The 20,570-nt window shown below is 71.1% G+C and carries 20 protein-coding genes; 15 read left to right on the forward strand and 5 right to left on the reverse strand.

The window, feature by feature from the left end:
* Window positions 1–246 precede the first annotated feature (246 nt).
* From dnaK to QCD66_RS00550, 5 genes are all read left to right on the forward strand, one after another.
* Window positions 247–2,139: a molecular chaperone DnaK gene (gene dnaK / locus QCD66_RS00530; protein WP_357543060.1), complete on the forward strand. Its 1,893-nt coding sequence runs from the start codon at window positions 247–249 to the stop codon at window positions 2,137–2,139.
* A 37-nt stretch (window positions 2,140–2,176) separates the two neighbouring features.
* On the forward strand, window positions 2,177–3,055 hold the full coding sequence (locus QCD66_RS00535; RefSeq protein WP_364212889.1) for a nucleotide exchange factor GrpE: 879 nt from the start codon (window positions 2,177–2,179) through the stop codon (window positions 3,053–3,055).
* A 37-nt stretch (window positions 3,056–3,092) separates the two neighbouring features.
* Window positions 3,093–4,274 carry a molecular chaperone DnaJ gene (dnaJ, locus tag QCD66_RS00540; protein WP_357543056.1) on the forward strand — a complete coding sequence of 394 codons (1,182 nt, stop codon included), beginning with the start codon at window positions 3,093–3,095 and terminating at the stop codon, window positions 4,272–4,274.
* 39 nt (window positions 4,275–4,313) lie between these two features.
* A complete protein-coding gene (locus QCD66_RS00545; RefSeq protein WP_375732663.1) occupies window positions 4,314–4,757 on the forward strand; it encodes a heat shock protein transcriptional repressor HspR in 444 nt (147 codons plus the stop codon).
* A 95-nt stretch (window positions 4,758–4,852) separates the two neighbouring features.
* A complete protein-coding gene (locus tag QCD66_RS00550) occupies window positions 4,853–5,056 on the forward strand; it encodes an antitoxin (RefSeq protein WP_375732664.1) in 204 nt (67 codons plus the stop codon).
* 92 nt (window positions 5,057–5,148) lie between these two features.
* On the opposite strand, the gene QCD66_RS00555 is transcribed toward QCD66_RS00550, so the two are convergent.
* The 3 genes from QCD66_RS00555 to QCD66_RS00565 form a co-directional block, all read right to left on the reverse strand.
* Window positions 5,149–5,580 carry a hypothetical protein gene (locus QCD66_RS00555; protein WP_364212883.1) on the reverse strand — a complete coding sequence of 144 codons (432 nt, stop codon included), beginning with the start codon at window positions 5,578–5,580 and terminating at the stop codon, window positions 5,149–5,151.
* 137 nt (window positions 5,581–5,717) lie between these two features.
* A complete protein-coding gene (locus QCD66_RS00560; protein ID WP_357543048.1) occupies window positions 5,718–6,923 on the reverse strand; it encodes a cation:proton antiporter in 1,206 nt (401 codons plus the stop codon).
* 4 nt (window positions 6,924–6,927) lie between these two features.
* Window positions 6,928–7,428: a cation:proton antiporter regulatory subunit gene (locus tag QCD66_RS00565; RefSeq protein WP_364212877.1), complete on the reverse strand. Its 501-nt coding sequence runs from the start codon at window positions 7,426–7,428 to the stop codon at window positions 6,928–6,930.
* Window positions 7,429–7,574: 146 nt separating this feature from the next.
* Here QCD66_RS00565 and clpB point away from each other — a divergent pair, with 146 nt between their 5' ends.
* From clpB to QCD66_RS00615, 10 genes are all read left to right on the forward strand, one after another.
* Window positions 7,575–10,166: an ATP-dependent chaperone ClpB gene (gene clpB / locus QCD66_RS00570; RefSeq protein ID WP_375732665.1), complete on the forward strand. Its 2,592-nt coding sequence runs from the start codon at window positions 7,575–7,577 to the stop codon at window positions 10,164–10,166.
* Window positions 10,167–10,319: 153 nt separating this feature from the next.
* A complete protein-coding gene (locus QCD66_RS00575) occupies window positions 10,320–10,973 on the forward strand; it encodes a DUF4178 domain-containing protein (RefSeq protein WP_364220964.1) in 654 nt (217 codons plus the stop codon).
* A 3-nt stretch (window positions 10,974–10,976) separates the two neighbouring features.
* Window positions 10,977–11,468, forward strand: coding sequence for a DUF2617 family protein (locus QCD66_RS00580; protein WP_375732666.1), 492 nt, complete (start codon window positions 10,977–10,979; stop codon window positions 11,466–11,468).
* Window positions 11,465–11,890, forward strand: a complete 426-nt coding sequence (locus QCD66_RS00585) for a DUF4247 domain-containing protein (RefSeq protein WP_375732667.1) — start codon at window positions 11,465–11,467, stop codon at window positions 11,888–11,890. Before QCD66_RS00580 ends, QCD66_RS00585 begins: the two co-directional genes overlap by 4 nt.
* Before the next feature lie 38 nt (window positions 11,891–11,928).
* A complete protein-coding gene (locus QCD66_RS00590) occupies window positions 11,929–12,354 on the forward strand; it encodes a DUF350 domain-containing protein (protein ID WP_364220765.1) in 426 nt (141 codons plus the stop codon).
* Window positions 12,355–12,496: 142 nt separating this feature from the next.
* Complete coding sequence (locus QCD66_RS00595) at window positions 12,497–14,044, forward strand: polyamine aminopropyltransferase (RefSeq protein ID WP_375732707.1); 1,548 nt, start codon at window positions 12,497–12,499, stop codon at window positions 14,042–14,044.
* A gap of 142 nt (window positions 14,045–14,186) precedes the next feature.
* Window positions 14,187–14,894, forward strand: a complete 708-nt coding sequence (locus QCD66_RS00600) for a hypothetical protein (RefSeq protein ID WP_364220768.1) — start codon at window positions 14,187–14,189, stop codon at window positions 14,892–14,894.
* A 105-nt stretch (window positions 14,895–14,999) separates the two neighbouring features.
* On the forward strand, window positions 15,000–15,809 hold the full coding sequence (locus tag QCD66_RS00605) for an SDR family NAD(P)-dependent oxidoreductase (RefSeq protein WP_375732668.1): 810 nt from the start codon (window positions 15,000–15,002) through the stop codon (window positions 15,807–15,809).
* 127 nt (window positions 15,810–15,936) lie between these two features.
* The gene (gene pyrE, locus QCD66_RS00610) at window positions 15,937–16,476 is read left to right on the forward strand and encodes an orotate phosphoribosyltransferase (protein WP_357542188.1); all 540 of its coding nucleotides are present in this window, start codon (window positions 15,937–15,939) and stop codon (window positions 16,474–16,476) included.
* Between the two features lie 57 nt (window positions 16,477–16,533).
* On the forward strand, window positions 16,534–16,911 hold the full coding sequence (locus QCD66_RS00615; protein WP_212824755.1) for a helix-turn-helix transcriptional regulator: 378 nt from the start codon (window positions 16,534–16,536) through the stop codon (window positions 16,909–16,911).
* Between the two features lie 251 nt (window positions 16,912–17,162).
* On the opposite strand, the gene QCD66_RS00620 is transcribed toward QCD66_RS00615, so the two are convergent.
* Together QCD66_RS00620 and QCD66_RS00625 are read right to left on the reverse strand one after the other, a co-directional pair.
* Window positions 17,163–17,900 (reverse strand): DedA family protein, encoded by a 738-nt coding sequence (locus QCD66_RS00620; RefSeq protein WP_375732669.1) that lies wholly within the window; start codon window positions 17,898–17,900, stop codon window positions 17,163–17,165.
* 103 nt (window positions 17,901–18,003) lie between these two features.
* Window positions 18,004–20,544, reverse strand: a complete 2,541-nt coding sequence (locus QCD66_RS00625) for a polynucleotide kinase-phosphatase (RefSeq protein WP_375732670.1) — start codon at window positions 20,542–20,544, stop codon at window positions 18,004–18,006.
* Window positions 20,545–20,570 lie beyond the last annotated feature (26 nt).

Consider the following 20,570-nt stretch of genomic DNA (forward strand, 5'->3'; position numbering starts at 1 on the left):
GGGATCGGTGGTCGGGTCACCCTGCGTCGTCACGGGTAAAAGGGTGCCTGATCCGTGCACCAGTCACAACATGAACCGCCCTGGGGGCTCCCTGCCCGCGATCGGTGTACGGGGTGGTCAGGGTGGGTCCGTCGACCCAGAGTTGCGTGTACCCGACTCAATGCCAACTTGACGCTGCCGATGATCGTGGCACTATTGAGTCCGGTCCACTCAACTTGTGACAACCAGTGAAGCGAGGAAGCGAAGATGGCACGTGCGGTCGGCATCGACCTCGGCACGACGAACTCCTGCGTCAGCGTTCTCGAGGGTGGTGAGCCCACCGTCATCGCCAACGCCGAGGGCTCCCGTACCACGCCCTCGATCGTGGCGTTCGCGCGTAACGGCGAGGTGCTCGTCGGTGAGGTCGCGAAGCGCCAGGCGGTGACCAACCCGGACCGGACCATTCGTTCGGTCAAGCGTGAGATCGGCTCCAGCTGGTCCGTCGACATCGACGGCAAGAAGTACACCCCGCAGGAGATCTCGGCGCGCACGCTGATGAAGCTCAAGCGGGACGCCGAGGCGTACATGGGCGAGCAGATCACCGACGCGGTGATCACCGTTCCGGCGTACTTCAACGACGCGCAGCGCCAGGCCACCAAGGAGGCCGGTGAGATCGCCGGCTTCAACGTCCTGCGGATCGTCAACGAGCCGACCGCGGCGGCGCTGGCGTACGGCCTGGACAAGGGCTCCAAGGAGCAGACCGTCCTGGTCTTCGACCTCGGCGGCGGCACGTTCGACGTCTCGCTGCTGGAGTTGGCCGAGGGCGTCATCGAGGTCAAGTCGACCAGCGGTGACAACCACCTCGGTGGCGACGACTGGGACGAGCGGATCATCGACCACCTGGTCAAGACGTTCCGTGGCCAGCACGGCGTCGACCTGTCGCAGGACAAGATGGCCATGCAGCGGCTGCGCGAGGCCGCCGAGAAGGCCAAGATCGAGCTGTCCGCGGCGTCGACCAGCAACATCAACCTGCCGTACATCACGGCCGGCCCGGCCGGCGCCGACGGTGCCCCGTCCGCGCCGCTGCACCTCGACGTCACCCTGACCCGCGCCGAGTTCCAGCGCATGACGCAGGACCTGCTCGACCGCACCAAGGGCCCGTTCGAGCAGGCCGTCAAGGACGCCGGCGTCAAGGTGTCCGACATCGACCACGTCATCCTGGTCGGCGGCTCGACCCGGATGCCGGCCGTCACCGACCTGGTCAAGCAGCTCATCGGCCGCGACCCCAACAAGGGCGTCAACCCCGACGAGGTCGTCGCCGTCGGTGCCGCGCTGCAGGCCGGCGTGCTCAAGGGCGAGGTCAAGGACGTCCTGCTGCTCGACGTGACCCCGCTGAGCCTGGGCATCGAGACCAAGGGCGGCATCTTCACCAAGCTCATCGAGCGCAACACCACCATCCCGACCAAGCGCTCCGAGGTCTTCACCACGGCCGACGACAACCAGCCGTCGGTGCTGATCCAGGTCTTCCAGGGTGAGCGCGACATCGCCGCCTACAACAAGAAGCTCGGCACCTTCGAGCTGACCGGCCTCCCGCCGGCGCCGCGCGGCGTGCCGCAGGTCGAGGTGACGTTCGACATCGACGCCAACGGCATCGTCCACGTCAACGCCAAGGACCTCGGCACCGGCAAGGAACAGTCGATGACGATCACCGGCGGCTCGGCGCTGCCGAAGGACGACATCGAGCGGATGATGCGCGACGCCCAGGACCACGCCGACGAGGACAAGCGGCGGCGCGAGGAGGCGGAGACCCGCAACCTGGCCGAGCAGCTCCAGTGGCAGACCGAGAAGTTCCTCGCCGAGAGCGGCGACAAGCTTCCGGCCGAGTCCCGCGACCAGATCAACGACGCGCTCGGCGACCTGCGCGGCGCCCTCGGCGGCTCCGACCTGGAGAAGATCAAGTCGGCGCACGAGAAGCTGGCCCAGGTCTCGCAGCAGGCCGGCTCGCTGCTCTACGCGCAGCAGGCCGAGCAGGGCGCCTCGGCGGGTGCCGGCGAGGCTCCGGGCGGTGCCGGTGCGACCGGTGCGACCGGTGGCCCCTCGGCGGGGGCCGACGACGTGCTCGACGCCGAGATCGTCGACGAGGACAAGGGCAAGAAGTGACCCGTCGTCCCGATGTCGAACGGAGTGAGGTAACCGAATGACGGACCAGCCACGAGCCGCCGCCCCGGCATCCGGGTCGGCGCCGGGTGGCTCCGCGTCCGGCGACGCGGCCGACGGCCGTCCCGCCGAGCGCGTCGTCATCCGCGACAAGCGCAAGATCGACCCCACCGGTGGCGCGGGGCAACCCGCCGCCACCGGCGGCAAGGAGACCGCCGCCGGGCAGCCGGCGGACGGCGAGCCGAAGCCGGCGGCCAAGGCCGGGCCGGCGGGCGACGACGGCACCCGGGCAGCCGAGGAATCGGTCGTCGAGGACACCGCGAGCGGTGAGGTCTCGGCGAGCGAGGAGCCGGCTCCCGGCGACGACGCCGAGCGCCCGGCCGCCGAGGGCGAGGTCCTGGTCGGCGAGGTGGAGGAGACCGTCGAGGAGGCCACCGCCCCCGTCGTCGACGCGCCCACGCCGGCCGCCGGGGCCAAGCCGCTCGGGGCCGAGCTGGAGGCACTGCGGGCCGAGCTCGACGAGCGGACCCGTGACGTCCAGCGGGTGTCGGCGGAATACGCCAACTACCGCAAGCGGGTCGACCGGGACCGCGGGGTGGCCGCCGAGCAGACGACCGGCACGGTGCTCACCGAGCTGCTGCCGGTGCTCGACGACCTCGACCGGGCCCGCGACCACGGTGACCTGGTCGGGCCGTTCGGCTCCGTCGCCGAGAAGCTCACCGCGGCACTCGGGAAGTTCGGGCTGACCGGCTTCGGGGAGAAGGGCGACCCGTTCGACCCGACCCGGCACGAGGCGGTCGCGCACCTGACCTCGGCCGAGGTCACCGAGCCGACCTGTGTCGAGGTGATGCGTCGGGGCTACCTGCTCGGCGAGCGTCTGCTCCGGCCGGCGCTGGTAGCGGTGGCCGATCCCGAGTGACCAGGTGACGACGGGCGTACGAGGGGAGGTGGACTAGATGGGTTCCAAGGACTGGCTGGAGAAGGACTTCTACTCGGTACTCGGTGTCTCGAAGTCCGCCTCCCCGGACGAGATCAAGAAGGCGTACCGGAAGATCGCCCGGGAGTCGCACCCGGACCACAACCCGGGCGACGCGCAGGCCGAGGAGCGGTTCAAGTCCGCGTCCGAGGCGTACGACGTGCTCTCCGACGAGCGCAAGCGCGGCGAGTACGACGAGATGCGCTCGTTGTTCGGTTCGGGGGCGTTCCGGCGCGGTGCACGGGCCGGTGGGCCGGGCGGCTACCCGTTCGACCCCTCCGATCTCTTCGGCGGGGCGGCGCAGGGCGGCGACCGGCGCTTCGGTGGCGCCGGGTTCTCCGACCTGTTCAGCTCGATCTTCTCCGGTGGCGGCGGACCCGGTCCGGGCCGCGGCACGGGGCCGAGCCGGGGCCGCGACGTCGAGACCGAGGTCGTGCTCGACTTCGGTGACGCCGTACGCGGCATCACCCTGCCGCTGTCGCTGCGGGCGCCCGGCGTCTGCGACACCTGCCACGGCAACGGCGCCCGGCCGGGCACCCAGCCCCGCACCTGTCAGCAGTGCCAGGGCTCCGGGCTGGTGACCCGCAACCAGGGGGCGTTCAGCTTCTCGGAGCCGTGCCGGGAGTGCCAGGGCGTCGGGACGATCGTCGAGGACAAGTGCCCGGAGTGCCACGGCACCGGCGGGGTCACCAAGACCCGTACGTTGAACGTCCGGTTCCCCGCCGGGGTGGCCGACGGGCAGCGGATCAGGCTGGCCGGGCGCGGTGAGCCCGGTGAGCGCGGTGGGCCGGCCGGCGACCTGTTCGTGCTGGTCAAGGTCCGTGGCGACGACCTGTTCGGGCGTACGGGCGACGACCTGACCCTGACCGTGCCGATCTCGTACGCCGAGGCGGTGGCCGGCACCGACCTGCGGGTCCCGACCCTGGACGGGGCGGTGACGCTGCGGGTGCCGCCGGGCACGCCGAGCGGGCGGAAGCTGCGGGCCCGGGGCAAGGGGGTCGTCCGGCGGGACGGTCAGCCGGGCGACCTGCTGGTGACGCTCGAAGTCGTCATACCGAAGGACCTGTCCGAGGAGGCCCGGGAGGCGCTGGAGAACTTCGCCAAGCTGGCACCGGCCCCTGATCGGGAACATATCGACGCCCGCGTGCGTCGGTCTGAGTGACGGTTTCCGGGAGGGGACGGGCATGAGGGAGGGGTTGTCATGACGGAGGAGTTCGTGATCTCGGTCACCGAGGCGTCCGACGCCAAGGTCTTGATGATCTCTGTGGCGGCGCGGATGGCCGGCATGCACCCGCAGACCCTGCGGCAGTACGACCGCCTGGGGCTGGTGCAGGCCGGCCGGGCCTCCGGCGGCGGCCGGCGCTACAGCGTGCGCGACGTGGTGCTGCTGCGCGAGGTGCAGCGGCTGAGTCAGGACGACGGGGTCAACCTGGCCGGCATCAAGCGGATCATCGGCTTGGAGCAGCTCGTCGAGCAGTTGCAGGAGCGGGTCGCGGCGATGGAGGCCGAGTTGGTCGCCGCCTACCGGCGGATCGCCGAACTGGAGGCGGTCGGGCCCTACCCGCGCCGTGACCTGGTGCCGACGAACCGTACGACGACGGCGCTGGTGGTCTGGCGGCCGGGCAGGTCGGGTGGCACGGACTGAGCCGTTCGGTCACCTGATCTGATCTTCTGGACTAATCTCCCTAATAGTTCGGAGGGCACAATCCGGACTAAAGGTCGACTAGGGAGGGGGTTGCGATGGGGATCGCCGACTCGTTCAAGGAGATGGCGGACAAGGCCGTCGACAAGCTCGGTGGCAGCGACAAGGCCAAGGAGGCCGTCGAGACCGCCGGCGACAAGGTGGACGAGCGGACCGGCGGCAAGTACGCCGGCCACGTCGACAAGGGCCAGGAGATGGCCCGCGACTACCTGGAGCAGAACCGGGACGACCGCACCGCCTGAACCGGGCGCACCCAGGGCGACACGGGGCCGGGACCCACGGGGGGTCCCGGCTCTGTCGTTTCCGCCCCCGCTCGCCCCGCCGGGACCAGCCCTCAGGCCAGCCGGCGGCCGCTGCGGACCAGGCCGCCCTCGCACCAGTCGGGGTAGGCGAACAGGTGCGGTTTGGCCAGCAGCATCCGGCAGTTGTGCGCCCAGTTGACCATCAGTTCGTCACCGGCCCGTTCGGCCTGCTCGACCAGCTTGCGCAGCCGCCGCTTCGGGTGGGCGCGGAAGTTGGTGCGGATGCCGTCGGCGGCATAGATGTAGAGGCAGTGCAGGGCGAACCGGCGGGCCGGGCAGTTGCGGTCCATCGCCAGCTCGAAGAGGGTGCCGACCAGCCGGTCACCGGAGACCAGCAGATCCCAGTCCTGTGGCATCGACTGCAACGGGACCGAGTCGGGCCGGTAGGCCCAGGCCCGCAACTCGGCCGGGGACGGGTCGACCGGATTGCCGAAACCGGTGAAGCCCGACTGCTCCACGCCCACGGGTCGACCCTCCGCTCGCGACCGGGGAGCATGCCCCGCGGACAGCACAGTGGTTGCGGCGCAACGGTAACGCGCCGCACGGAGACTGCGGTAGCGCCGCGCGGGCCGGGCGGCCGGCCGTGCGCGGCGATCGAAGATCAGTCGGGTGCGGCCAGCGCCGTCCGGCGGCGGGCGGCACTGCGCTCGGCCAGCCACTTCTTGAACCACGGATAGTCGGGGATGCGGGCCAGCATCGGTCCACTGACGACGGTGATCAGGACGTACGCCGTGGCGAGGGCGGCCAGTTGCGGTTCGATGCCCGGTGTGGCGACCGCCAGTCCGGCTATGACGATCGAGAACTCGCCGCGCGGCATCAGCCCGAGCCCGGCCCGCCACCGGCCGGGTATGGCGATCCCGACCCGTTTCGCGGCCACGTAGCCGGTGACCACCTTGGTCGCCATGGTGATGACGGCCAGCGCGAGCGCGGGCAGCAGGACCGGCGGGATGTCGCGCGGATCGGTGGCCAGGCCGAAGAAGACGAAGAACACGGCGGCGAACAGGTCACGCAGCGGGGACAGCAGTTCGGTCGCGTTGTGGGCGACCGGGCCGGACAGGGCGATCCCGACCAGGAACGCGCCGACCGCCGCCGAGACGTTGAGCTGCGCGGCGATGCCGGCGACCAGCAGGGTCAGCCCGAGCACGCCGAGCAGCAGCGCCTCGGGGTCCTTGGCCGAGAACATGGTGGAGATGAGGTTGCCGTACCGGATCGCCACCACGAGCACGACGACGACGGTGAAGACCGCGACGGCGAGCGCGATCCCGCCGCCGATCAGGCCGGTGCCGGCCAGTACGGCGGTCAGCAGCGGCAGGTAGAGCGCCATCGCCAGGTCCTCGATGACCAGGACGGAGAGGATGACCGGCGTTTCCCGGTTGCCGAGCCGGCCGAGGTCGGCGAGCACCTTGGCGATCACGCCGGACGAGGAGACCCAGGTGATTCCGGCCAGTACGACGGCGGCCACCCAGCCCCAGCCGAGCAGCAACGCGAAGGCGGCGCCGGGCAGCGCGTTGAGTACGCCGTCGACGAGCCCGGCCGGGGCGGCCGCGCGCAGGTTGCCGACCAGTTCGCTCGCCGTGTATTCGAGGCCGAGCATGACCAGCAGCAGGATCACGCCGATCTCGGCGCCGACGGCGAAGAACTCCTCGCTCGCCGACAGCGGCAGCAGGCCGCCGTGCCCGAAGGCGAGCCCGGCGAAGAGGTAGAGGGGGATGGGGGAGATGCCGAACCGGCGGCTGATCCGGCCGAGCAGGCCGAGCAGCAGCAGGAGGGCGCCGACCTCGATCAGAAGGGTGGTGGTGTGGTGCATCCGGTCAGCCGTCCGGGTCGCCGTCGGCGAGGATCGCGGTGACGCCGTCGAGCCCCTTGCGGGTGCCGACGACCACGACCACGTCACCGGCCTCGAACCGGAACTGCGGGCCGGGCGACGCGATGACCTCCCGGTCGCGCAGGATCGCGACGATCGACGCGCTGGTCCTGGTCCGGGCCTTGGTGTCACCGAGCGAGCGGCCGACGTACGTCGATCCGGCCGGGATGGCGATCTGTTCGGTCAGCAGCCCGGCGGCCTGCTGCCGGAGCCCGGCGAGCTGTCCCAGCATCAGCGACGCGCCCAGGATGTCGGCCAGCGCCTCGGCCTCGTCGTCGGTGAGCGGGATGTCCTCGGTCGAGGCGTCGGGATCGTCCTCGTCGTAGATGACCAGGTCACGCCGGCCGGTGCGGTGTGAGACCACACCCACCCGGCGGCCGGATTCGGTCACCACGTCGTGGCGTACCCCGATTCCGGGCAGGGTCGTCTGTTCCACGCGTACTCGCACGCCGCTCACCGTACTCGCGGGCGCAACGGTCTCCGGGGCGGTGAAATACGGGCGAAATGTGATCGGCGTCACTGCTCTAGAGTTGAGTGGAATAGACTCAAGTCTGGTTGTGTCGTGATCAGTGGACACGCCTGACAGGGGAGCCCATGAACGCCGAACGTCTTACCACGAAGAGCCGTGAAGTAATCACCGGCGCCGTCGCCATCGCCAGCCAGCGCGGGCACGCCACCGTCGAGCCGTGGCACCTGCTGCTGTCGCTGCTCGACACCGCGGGCTCGACCGCCGGTGGACTGCTGCGGGCGGTCGGCGCCAACCCCGTAGAACTGCGCCGGGCCGCCGCCCGGGCGGTGGAGAACATGCCGGCCGCGCGCGGCTCCAGCGTCGCCGAACCGAGCCTCGCCCGCGAGTTCGCCAACGCCATCGGCGCCGCCGAGCAGATCGCCCGCCCGCTCGGCGACGAGTACACCTCCACCGAACACCTCCTGGCCGGGCTGGCCCAGGTCGGTGGAGCCGTCGCCCAGGCGCTCAAGGCCGCCGGCGCCACCGAAGAGAACCTCGTCGCCGCTTTCCCGGCCGTCCGTGGCGGGGACCGCCGGGTCACCACCGCCGATCCGGAGCAGACCTACCAGGCCCTGGAGAAGTACGGCGTCGACCTGACCGCGAGTGCCCGGGACGGCAAGATCGACCCGGTGATCGGCCGCGACTCCGAGATCCGCCGGGTGATCCAGGTGCTGTCCCGGCGTACGAAGAACAACCCGGTGCTGATCGGCGAGCCCGGCGTCGGCAAGACCGCGATCGTGGAGGGCCTGGCCCAGCGGATCGTCGCCGGGGACGTACCCGAGTCGCTGCGCGACAAGAAACTGGTATCCCTCGACCTCGGCGCGATGGTCGCCGGCGCGCAGTACCGCGGCCAGTTCGAGGAACGGCTCAAGTCGGTGCTGGAGGAGATCCGGGGAAGCGACGGCCAGGTGATCACCTTCCTGGACGAGCTGCACACCGTGGTCGGCGCCGGCAAGGGCGAGGGCTCGATGGACGCCGGCAACATGCTCAAGCCGATGCTGGCCCGCGGCGAACTGCGCATGGTCGGCGCCACCACCCTCGACGAATACCGCGCGCACATCGAGAAGGACCCGGCGCTGGAGCGGCGCTTCCAGCCGGTGCTGGTCGGCGAGCCGACCGTCGAGGACACCATCGGCATCCTGCGCGGCCTCAAGGAGCGCTACGAGGTGCACCACGGCGTACGGATCACCGACGCCGCGCTGGTCGCGGCCGCGTCGCTGTCCGACCGCTACATCACCGACCGCTTCCTGCCGGACAAGGCGATCGACCTGGTCGACGAGTCCGCCTCCCGGCTGCGGATGGAGATCGACTCGCGGCCGGTCGAGGTCGACGAGATCGAGCGGGCCGTCCGCCGGCTGGAGATCGAGGAGATGGCGCTGGCCAAGGAGCCCGACATCGCCTCCGCCGAGCGGCTCGAACGGCTGCGCAAGGAGCTGGCCGACCGGCGCGAGCAGCTGACCGCGCTCAGCGACCGCTGGCACCTGGAGAAGGACCACATCACCCGGATCTCCACCGCCAAGGAGGAGCTGGAACGCCTCGGTGGCGAGGCCGAACGCGCCGAACGCGACGGCGAGCTGGAACGTGCCGCCGAGCTGCGCTACGGCCGTATCCCGACCCTGCAGGGCGAACTGAAGCGGGCCGAGACCGAACTGGTCGGCCTGCAGGCCGACGGCGCGATGCTCAAGGAGGAGGTCGGCGCCGACGACATCGCCGCCGTCGTCGCCTCCTGGACCGGCATCCCCGCCGGCCGGCTGCTGGAGGGCGAGACCGCCAAGCTGCTGCGGATGGAGGAGTCGCTCGGCGAACGGGTGATCGGTCAGCGGGAGGCCGTCACCGCGGTCTCCGACGCGGTCCGCCGGGCCCGTACCGGCATCGCCGACCCGGACCGGCCGACCGGTAGCTTCCTCTTCCTCGGCCCGACCGGCGTCGGCAAGACCGAGCTGGGCAAGGCGCTCGCCGAGTTCCTTTTCGACGACGAGCGGGCCATGGTTCGCATCGACATGAGCGAGTACGGCGAGAAGCACTCGGTGGCCCGCCTGGTCGGTGCCCCACCCGGCTACGTCGGGTACGAGGAGGGCGGCCAGCTCACCGAGGCGGTGCGCCGCCGGCCGTACTCGGTGGTGCTGCTCGACGAGGTGGAGAAGGCCCACCCGGACGTCTTCGACGTGCTGCTCCAGGTGCTCGACGACGGCCGGCTCACCGACGGCCAGGGCCGTACGGTCGACTTCCGCAACGCCATCCTGATCCTGACCTCCAACCTCGGCTCGGCCATGATCGCCGATCCGACTTTGACGGAGGAACAGCGGCGCGAAGAGGTGCTCGCGGTCGTCCGCACGCACTTCAAGCCGGAGTTCCTCAACCGGCTGGACGACATCGTGGTCTTCTCCTCGCTGACCGGCGAGGAACTGCGGTCGATCGTCGACATCCAGTTGGCCCGGATGCGGCGGCGGCTGGCCGACCGCCGGCTCACCCTGGACGTCAGCGACGACGCCCGGGCCTGGCTGGCCGACCACGGCTACGACCCCATCTACGGCGCCCGGCCGCTGCGCCGACTGGTCCAGTCGGCGATCGGCGACCGGCTGGCCAAGGCGCTGCTTGCCGGCGAGGTCCGCGACGGCGACACCGTCCGGGTGGACCTCGCCGAGGACAAGGACGGCCTCACGGTCGCCGCGGGCTGACCCGCGCACAGGGACGACGGCGCGGCCGGACCGTCGACGGTCCGGCCGCGCCGACGTTTCCCGAACCCTCATGGATCACCGCCAGCGTGCGGCACCTGCGGACACTTGTTACCGTCGTTGCCCACCACCGGGTGGCCTAAGGAGGCGGGCGTGTTGAACGGGTCGACGGCGTGGCTCGTGGCGGGACTCGGCTGCCTGCTCGGCGTCGCCGGCGTCGTCGTCGCCCTGTGGGCCGTGCAGTCCGCCAAACGGAAGGCCGCCCCACCGCCCGGTCCGGTCCGCGGCACCGACCCGTTCCGGTCCCACGACGACGACGCCGACGCACTACGCGGCGACCCGCGCCGCCTCAGGCCCGGCGACATCGTCGAGATCCGCGGCACGTCGTACGGGGTCCGGGGCTCGCTGCGCTTCGACGAGGGCGGCTGGAGCTGGACCGAGCACCTGATCGACGACGCCAGCGGGGCCAAGCTGTGGCTCTCCGTCGAGGAGGATCCGGACCTCGAACTCGTGCTGTGGACCGTGGTGCCGTCCGCGACCGTCACCCCCGGCCTGCCGACCATCGACTTCGACGGCCGGCGCTACGTCTCCGACGAGTCCGGCCTGGCCCGCTACACCGCCACCGGCACGACCGGGCTCCAGCCGACCGGCGGCGTCCGCTACCACGACTACACCTCCCCCGACGGGGCCCTGCTGTCGTTCGAGTCGTACGGCGACAGCATGAAGTGGGAGGTTTCCCGGGGCGAGAAGCTGCACCGCGCCGAGGTGCTGGTCTATCCACAGGCCGGGCCACCCGCGAAGGCCGGGTGAACCGTGCTGGTCACCCTCGCCACCCCGTACGCCGACACCACCGCAACCGACCTGAGCTTCGCCCTCGGCCTGCCCGAGCAGCCCGCCCTGCACGTGCTCGACCTCGCCCGTCTCGGCCTGCGGCTGCGCCTGCTCGGCGCCTCGCACCAGGTGGTCGTCGACACCCCGGCCGGCCCGCTGACCGAGACGGTGGCCTGCCTGCCCGGCCGCGCTCCGGCGCTGCCCGCGGCGGTGGCCGACGAGGCGGCCGGCTATTCGTTCACCTCCCGCGTGCACCGGCTCGACCGGGCCGGCATGTCGGAGCGGATCGGGCTGCTGCGCGGGCGGCTCGCCGACGACCCGTACGCGCTGGTCGGGGTGTTTCCGGGCGGGGCCGACGCGGTCACCGCCCTGCACGCCTTCTCCGCCGGGCCGACGGTCGGCTGGCACACGTGGCACGCGTACCCGCAGAGCGGTGAGCTGGTGGAGACCGAGACGGTGGTGACGGTGCGGTGAACAGGCGTGGCTGGCTCGTGGTCGGGGTGTCGATGGCGCTGGTCGGCGCGCTGGTGGCCGGGGCCGCGATCGTCTTCGGCACGTTCTCCGCCCGCGCCTGGGTCGAGGACCGCTACTCCCGCTCGGTGGCCGACGACATCGGCCGGGACGCGACCGCCTACCGGTCCGACCAGACCCCCGCCCGGGTCGCCGACGAGATCACCGACTCCTGGAACCCCGACGACCGCTACGTCGACGACAGCGGCGTCTACCTGCGCTACGACGACGACTCGGTGGTGATCCTGCCGCTGGCCGCCGGGTCGCTGATCCTGCTGGAACGGATGTCGACCGCCCATCCGCGTTACCACAGCACGGTCGGCACCGCGTGGGTCTGGGGACGCGACACGAACGTCCGGGGTGGCGGCCCCGGCGCCGGCAAGTAACCCCCTCCGTCCACCGCCTGCCTCCGGGAGCCGCAGAGATGTTGGAAGACCTGTTCACCGACCTGCTGGTCGTACTCGCCTACGGCGGGGTCGGCGTCGTGCTGATGGCGATCGGCTACGTCCTGGTCGACGTCGCCACGCCGGGCCGGCTGCGGGACCTCATCTGGACCGAGCGCAACCGCAACGCCGCCCTGCTGCTGGCGTCCAACCTGGCCGCCGTCGGCATCATCGTCATCGCCGCGATCACGGCCAGCGCCGACGACCCCGTCGACGGCCTGATCAGCGCCGGGGCGTACGGCCTGCTCGGTCTGGTCATCATGGCGGTGTCGTTCCTGCTGCTGGACGCGGTCACCCCGGGCAAGCTCGGCGAGCTGCTGGTCGACGCGCAGCCGCACCCGGCCGTCTGGGTCAACGCGGTCGTGCACCTGGTCACCGGCGGCGTGATCGCGGCGGCGATCCTGTGACACCGGCGGCGTCGCCGCCCGTCGCGCGGTGAGCGCGTCGGCGGACCCCGCCGCCACGATCGGCGCGGACCAGGCCGGTACGGACACCGACACCGGCACGGACCGGACGGACCAGGCCGGTAGGGACGGTGGTGCGGTCGGCGTGGCCGGGCACCGGTGGCGGCTCGCCCGCGCCGCCGTGCTGGCGGCCGTCTTCGTCTGCGCCGCCTGCGGCCTGGTCTACGAGCTGGCGCTGGTGGCGCTCGGCAGCTACCTGATCGGTGACACGGTCGGGCAGGCGTCCATCGTCCTGGGCGTCATGGTCTTCGCGATGGGGGTCGGCGCACTCGCCGCCAAACCGCTGCAGTCCCGCGCCGCCGCCGCCTTCGCCGCCGTCGAACTGCTGCTCGCCCTGCTCGGCGGGTTGTCGGTGCTGCTGCTCTACGCCGCCTTCGCCTGGCTGGACCTCTACGGACCCGCGCTCGTCGCGACCGCGTTCGTACTCGGCCTGCTGATCGGTGCCGAGATCCCGCTGCTGATGGTTCTCCTGCAACGCATCCGGGAGCAGTCGGCCGGCAGTGCCGTCGCCGACCTGTTCGCCGCCGACTACGTCGGCGCGCTGCTCGGCGGGCTGGCCTTCCCGTTCCTGCTGATCCCGGTCTTCGGCCAGTTGCGCGGTGCGCTGGTCGTCGGGGCGGTCAACGCGGTCGCCGGCCTCGCCCTGGTCTTCACCGTCTTCCGGCGCGACCTGGGGCCCCGGGCCAAGGCGGGGCTGACCGCCGGGGCCGTCGCGGTCATCCTCTGTCTCGGATACGCCTATCTGGTCGCCGAGGACTTCGAGGTGACCGCCCGCCAGCAGCTCTACCGGGATCCGGTGGTGCACGCCGAGCGCAGCCGCTACCAGGAGATCGTGCTGACCCGGTCGGTGGCCCGTGGCGGCCAGCCCGACCTGCGCCTGTTCCTCAACGGCGACCTGCAGTTCAGCTCGCTCGACGAATACCGCTACCACGAGGCGCTGGTGCACCCCGTGCTCACCGGTCGGCGCGGTTCGGTGCTGGTGCTCGGGGCCGGCGACGGGCTCGCCGTACGCGAGGTGCTGCGCTATCCCGACGTGTCGGCGGTGACCGTGGTCGAGCTGGACCCGGCGGTGGTGGCGCTGGCCCGTGCCGAGCCCGCGTTGCGGGCGCTGAACGGCGACGCGTTCGCCGACCCCCGGGTACGCCTGCTGCACACCGACGCCTTCGGCTGGCTGCGTACGGCGGCGGAACGGTTCGACGCGGTGATCGTCGACCTGCCCGACCCGGACGAGACGGCGACCGCGAAGCTGTACTCCGTCGAGTTCTACGCGCTGGTGCGGCAGGTGCTCGCCCCCGGGGCCCGCATCGTCGTGCAGGCCGGGTCGCCGTACTTCGCGCCGCGGTCGTACTGGTGCATCGAGGCGTCGATCCGGGCGGCCGGCTTCGCCGTGACGCCGTACCACGTGGACGTGCCGTCGTTCGGCGACTGGGGTTTCCTGCTCGCCGGGCCCGGCCCGGGGGCGCCGCCACTGGAGTTGCCGGCGGGGGCACCGCCGCTGCGGTTCCTCGACGCCAACACGCTGGCGCTGGCCGCGAACTTCCCGCCGGACCGGGCCCGGCTCGACGTACCGGCCTCGACGCTGCTGCAACCGAGGGTGCTGGAGTACGCCCGGGCGGAGTGGCGCGGCTACTGACCGCTTTCCGGAGCTGGGCGGCTGGTTGTTTTACGACTTTTGTCGACCAGGCGATTCTTCCGTCGCACGACGCGCGCGGGTTTGGTGAAACAACGGTGCAGGGTACCGCTACGGTGGTTTCTGGATCTAGGAAGGGAGAAACGTGTCGATTCCGACGAATCCCGGCCGGCCGGGCCCAGCCGCGCGCCCGAGCACGGTCACCATCTCCGGATATCTGCTCTACGCGGTGGCCGCCATTCTGGCGATCACCGGGCTTCTGTCGCTGGTCACGATCGGTCCGATCAGCGACGTATACAGCGAGTCGTACGCCGGTACGGAACTCGAGGGCACGGAGAGCTTCGTCGTGGTCGGCGTCATCGCCACCCTCGTCGTCAACATCCTGCTCGCCATCGGGCTCGCCGTCCTCGCCGTCCTCAACCTCAAAGGCAAGAACGTTGCCCGGATCATCACCTGGGTGGTCGGTGGCCTCGGTGTCTGCTGCCTCGGCTTCGGCCTGATCGGCTCGTCCGCCACCAGCAGTTTCGGGGCGCCGACGACCGGTGACCTGCCGGATCCCGCCGAGATCCAGGAACGGACGATGGAGGCCCTGCCGGGCTGGTACAACCCGCTGTCCATGACGCTGAGCGTCATCGCCCTGCTGGCCCTGCTCGCGGCCCTGATCCTGCTGGCCCTTCCGGCCTCCAACGAGTACTTCCGCCGGGCCGGCCACGGCGGCGGCGAACCGCCGCTGCCCGGAGGGTCCTACCCCGGCTACCCGCAGTCGCCGGGCGCCGAGCCGGGCTATCCGCAGGCGCCCGGGTCGGATCCCGGCTACCCGCCCGCGCCCGGGAGCAACCCGCCGCCCCGCTGACCCGACGACCACCCGCGATCCCCGTTCGGCTCAGCCGTTCGGGGATCGCGCGTTTGCAACCCCGGCCGGCCCGAACCCGACCCGAGCCCAGTGAGGACAGGAACGATGGCAGCACCCAAGGAGCACCGTCGCACCGCACTGATCACCGGCGCCACCGCCGGGATCGGAGCGGCCTTCGCCGAACGCCTCGCCGCCGACGGCTACGACCTCGTGCTGGTCGCCCGGGACGGGCAGCGTCTGGCGGTGTCCGCCGCCGACCTGTCCGAACGGCACCGGATACGCGCCACCGCGCTGCCGGCCGACCTGTCCACCGACGACGGCTGCACGCTCGTGGAGGACCGGCTGCGGGCCACCGACGAGCCGGTCGACCTGCTCGTCAACAACGCCGGGATCAGCCTGCACAAGCCGTTCCTGCGGTCCAGCGTCGCCGAGGAGACCCGCCTGTTGCGGCTGAACGTGCACGCGGTCATGCGGCTGACCCTCGCCGCCGTGGCCGGCATGACCGAACGGCGGCACGGGGCAGTGATAAATGTCTCTTCGGTCGCTGGGTTCGGTCCGGTCATGCCGGGATCGACGTACTCGGCCAGCAAGGCGTGGGTGACCAATTTCAGCGAGTCGATAGCCATGTCGGTGCGCCGGTTCAACGTACGGGTGATGGCGCTGTGCCCCGGATACACCCGAACCGAGTTCCACGACCGGGCCGGCATAGACATGTCGGGGCTGCCCGGTTGGCTCTGGTTGCGGGCCGAGAACGTGGTCGACGCCGCGCTGCGGGATCTCGGCCGGGGGCGTCTGGTGAGCGTGCCGGACTGGCGCTACAAGAGCGCTACGTTCGCGCTGCGTCACGCCCCGCGTGGACTGATCAACTCAGTGACGCGCGACACTCGCGGTCGGATTGGCCGCGCGGAGCGATGATCGCAACCGTCCAGAGTCACCAGCCAGCCGACTGGCCCACCTGCAGACTCATCTAACGAGTCAATCTTTGCCCCGGTGCCCGGGCCGACAGTTTGCTTCACAGAGTTGAGCAGTACCCTTGTGCGCCATGGGGGACCACGACGACCTGCGTAAATTCATCACTGAACTTGCCGTGGTGCACGGACGGGTGGTGCTGTCATCGGGGCGTGAAGCGGATTGGTACGTCGATCTGCGACGAGTCACGTTGCACCACGCGGCGGCCCCCCTGGTGGGTAGTGTGCTGCTAGACCTCACTGCGGACTGGCAGTTCGATGCGGTTGGCGGTCTGACGTTGGGTGCGGACCCGGTGGCTCTTTCGATGCTGCACGCCGCTTCGGCGAGGCAGCGGCGACTCGACGCCTTCGTGGTGCGCAAGACCGGCAAGGCACACGGATTGCAACGGCGGGTCGAAGGACCCGACGTGAAAGGCCGTCGGGTGCTGGCGGTTGAAGACACCTCGACCACGGGTAGCAGTGTGCTGACCGCGGTCGAGGCTCTGCAAGAGGCCGGGGCAGAGGTGGTCGGCGTGGCAGTGATCGTCGATCGCGGTGCGGGCGAAGCGGTGCGGGCCGCTGGTCTGCCGTACCGAGCGGCCTATTCGTTGGCTGACCTTGGCCTTGTGGCCTAAAAGTTTGCCGATTCGGACCGGCCGATATGCAGGCAGGTCAATGCTCTTGGTGGAAGGATGGATTACGTGGGAACTGCGTTGGCTGAAATGACAATGCCTCAGATCTCGCCGCTGGCCGGCGAGCCGATCGAACGTGCCGACGCCGAGCGACTCGCGGGAGTCCTCAAGGCGCTCGCCGATCCTGCCCGACTGCGGCTGCTCAGCCTCATTCAGTCGGCGCCGGAGGGCGAAGCCTGCGTCTGTGACCTGACCGCACCGCTCGGCCTCTCGCAGCCGACCGTGAGCCACCACTTGCGCATCCTCACCGAAGCCGGCTTGCTGGAGCGGGAGAAGCGCGGTGTGTGGGCTTACTACCGGCTGGTGCCGACCGCGATCGCTACGATCGCGGACCTGCTGACTCCGCCGCGTAAGCGGGCCACCAAGAAGGCTCGCTGAATCAGACAGTGGTCCTCGTCTGGCGTCCCTCCGCAGTGAGGTGACGCCAGACGGTTCCGCCGGCCGGTGACTTCCCGCAAGTCACCGGTTTTGCCCGGCTGCGCACAGACCCCGCCACCCTGGCGGACGCCGTGCGAGGCCGGGCTGACGTGTCCCTGGTCCCGGTCGCCGCTGCTTCGGCACCGGTGGGCCAAACACGGCTGCGGGCGAGGAATCCCCCGCCCGCAGCCGTTTCGTGTCGGTAGCCGTGTTCAGCCGCGCTCGTATCGCTCGCGGGCCGTCTCCTGGGCGGCGTGGGCGATCGCGTCCCGCTCCGCCTCGGCCAGCGCCGCCTGGTCCGCCGGCTTCGGTTGCCGGCGTCCCGCCAGCCAGGCGCGGCCGAACTCGATGATGATCGGCAGCACCGACAGGAAGACGATCAGGATCAGGATGAACTCGATGTTGGCCTTCACGAACGGGATCTGGCCGAGGAAGTAGCCGAGCACCGTCACGCCGGTGCCCCACAGGATGCCGCCGACGATGTTGTAGATGACGAACGTGCGGTAGTTCATTTTGCTGACGCCGGCCACGATCGGCGTGAACGTCCGGACGATCGGCACGAAGCGGGCCAGCACGATCGAGCGGGGACCGTACTTCTCGAAGAACTCGTGCGCCTTCAGCAGGTTCTCCTGCTTGAACAGCCGCGAGTTCGGACGCCGGAACAGCGCCGGCCCCACCTTGCGGCCGAACATGTAGCCGACCTGGTCACCGGCGATCGCCGAGAGCGTGATCAGCAGACACACCAGCCACAGCGGGTACGGCAGGTACTGACCGTCCGCCACCAGCAGACCGGTGGTGAACAGCAGCGAGTCTCCCGGCAGGAAGAAGCCGATCAGCAGGCCGGACTCGGCGAAGACGATGACCAGGATGCCGATCAGCCCGAACGTCTGGATCAACCACTCCGGGTCGAGCCATTCCGGGCCGAGGGCGAGTGGCGTGGTTGGCGGCACGAGAGAGTCCTCCGAGTCTTGCCATCCGATTGGCCCGGCCCTTCCCGGGCGGGCGGCGACGACAGCAGTCTAGGCGTCCTGCCTGAGAGTCGGGTGGCTACCGTCACAGCCGGGGGTCCACCGGCTCCGACTCGCAGGCCAGGATCGCGAACACCAATTCGTGCCGGCGCCACAGCGGCGCCCCCTCGGTCAGGCGGTCCAGAGCCGCCAGCCCCAGCCCGTGCTCGCGTAGCGCCAGCCCGCGCTTGCGGCCCAGCGACCGCTGCCGCAACGCGGCCAACCGCTCCGGTGCCGTGTACTCCGGGCCGTAGATGATCCGCAGATAGTCGCGCCCCCGGCACTTCAGCCCCGGCTGCAACAGCCGTCCCCTGCCGTCCAGTGCGGCCGGTCCGGCGTACGGCTTGACGACCATGCCCTCGCCACCGGCGGCGGTCAGCTCCGACCACCAGTCGGTCGCCGCCGCGACCTGCGCCTCGTCGGCCAGGTCGACGACCGTACGCCGGGTCGGCGTGAACGTCTGCGGATCGGCGGCACACAGCCGGTCGGCCAGCGCCAGATGCCAGCCGTGGTCCCGGTCGGTGTACGCCGTACCCGCCCCGGCCAGCACCGCGAACGGCGCCAGCGTCACCCCGGTCAGCCCGTCCGTCGGCCGGACGTACGCCCGGTAGGCGTCGGTGTAGCGGGCCAGGTCGGCGGCCCGGCCGATGGTCCGCTCCCGCAACTCGTCGACGGCGAGCCCGCGCGCCGCCGCCCCGGCGAGCACGTCCAGTACGGCCGGCAGCGCCGCCCGTCCGGCCGCACCGACGCTGGCGTACTGTTCGCGGATCAGGCCGGTCGCCTTCGCCGACCACGGCAGCAACTCGCAGTCCAGCAGCAGCCAACCGGTGGCCAGTTCGTCCCACAGTCCGGCCGACGTCACCGCCGCCCGGACCCGGGCCAGCAGCGCCTCGTTCAACGCCGGGTCGGCGAAGAACGGCCGGCCCGTACGGGTGTAGACGACTCCGCCGCCCTCGCCGAAGCCGGCGGTCACCCCGCCCCCGTCTTCTCGGACGACGAGTACGACGCACCGCGACCCCATGTGCTTCTCCTCGCACACCACCCGGTCGACACCGGCCGCCCGGTAGTCGCCGAACGCCTGCGCCGGATGCTCCAGAAAGCCGTCGACCGTCGACGTCGACGACGGTGCCATCGTCGGCGGCAGCCACGGCAGCCAGCGCGGGTCGACCGCGAACCGGCTCATCACCTCCAGCGCGGCGGCGGCGTTCTCCGCCGCGATCGTCGTGGTGCCGTATCCGTAGTCGTGGTGCCGTCGCCCGGCCACGTCGGCGAGGTCGAGCACGCCCGGGTCGCGTACCGGCTCGACCGGAACCAGCGGGCGGACCGGCGGGTAGTGTTCCCGCTCCGCCGGCACCGAGACCAGGTCCCGCTCCGGATAGCGCAGCGCCGTCAACTGCCCGCCGAAGACACAACCGGTGTCGACACAGATGGTGTTGTTGACCCACTCGGGTGTCGGGGTCGGGGTGTGGCCGTACACGACCGTCGCCGACCCCCGGTAGTCACGCGCCCACGGATAGCGCACGGGTGCGCCGTACTCGTCGGTCTCGCCGGTCGTCTCGCCCCACAGCGCGAACGCCCGCACCCGGCCGGAAGCCCGCCCGTGGTATTCCTCCTTGAGCCCAGCGTGCGCGACCACCAGCCTGCCGCCGTCGAGCACGTAGTGGCTGACCAGGCCCTCGATGAACTCCTTCGCCTCGGCGACGAACGCGGGCTCCTCGGCGTCGAGCTGCTCCAGCGTCTCGGCCAGCCCGTGCGTCACCCGTACCTGCTGGCCGCGCAGCTTGCGACGCAGCTTCTCCTCGTGGTTGCCCGGTACGCAGATCGCGTTGCCGGCCGCCACCATGCCCATCACCAGGCGCAGCACCCCGGGCGAGTCCGGGCCGCGGTCGACCAGGTCACCGACGAAGACCGCGGTACGCCCCGCCGGATGCGTCGCGTCGACCGGCCGGCCCAGCCCGTCGCGGCGCAGCACCCAGCCCAGCTTCTCCAGCAGCGCCTCCAGTTCGGCCCGGCAGCCGTGCACGTCACCGACGATGTCGAACGGACCGGTCACCTCGCGACGGTCGTTGTACAGCCGCTCGTACCGGACCCGCGCCGCCTCGACCTCGTCGACGCCGCGCAGCACGTGCACCTTGCGGAACCCCTCCCGGCCCAGCTGGCCGAGCGAGCGCTTCAGGTCCCGCTGCATCCGGGCGAGCACGTGCCGGCCGAAGTCACGTTCCGGCCGGTCACGCGTACGCTCCCAGCACACCTGCTCCGGCACGTCGAGCACGATCGCCACCGGCAGCACGTCGTGTTCGCGGGCCACCTTCACCAGTCCGGCCCGGGCGTGCGGCTGGAGGTTCGTCGCGTCGACCACGGTGAGCCGGCCGGCCCGCAGCCGCTTGCCGGCCACGTAGTGCAGCACGTCGAACGCGTCCGACGAGGCGGACTGGTCGTTCTCGTCGTCGGCGACCATCGCCCGGAACGTGTCCGACGACAGCACCTGGGTCGCCGCGAAGTGCCGCCGGGCGAACGTCGACTTGCCGGACCCGGACAACCCGACGAGCGCCACCAGCGCCAGCTCGGGGATCTCCAGCTCGCTCACGTCGTCACCTCGCTTCGCTCGGCGCC

Origin of the sequence: Polymorphospora sp. A560 (assembly GCF_045781765.1) — a bacterium.
Taxonomy (GTDB): domain Bacteria; phylum Actinomycetota; class Actinomycetes; order Mycobacteriales; family Micromonosporaceae; genus Polymorphospora; species Polymorphospora lycopeni.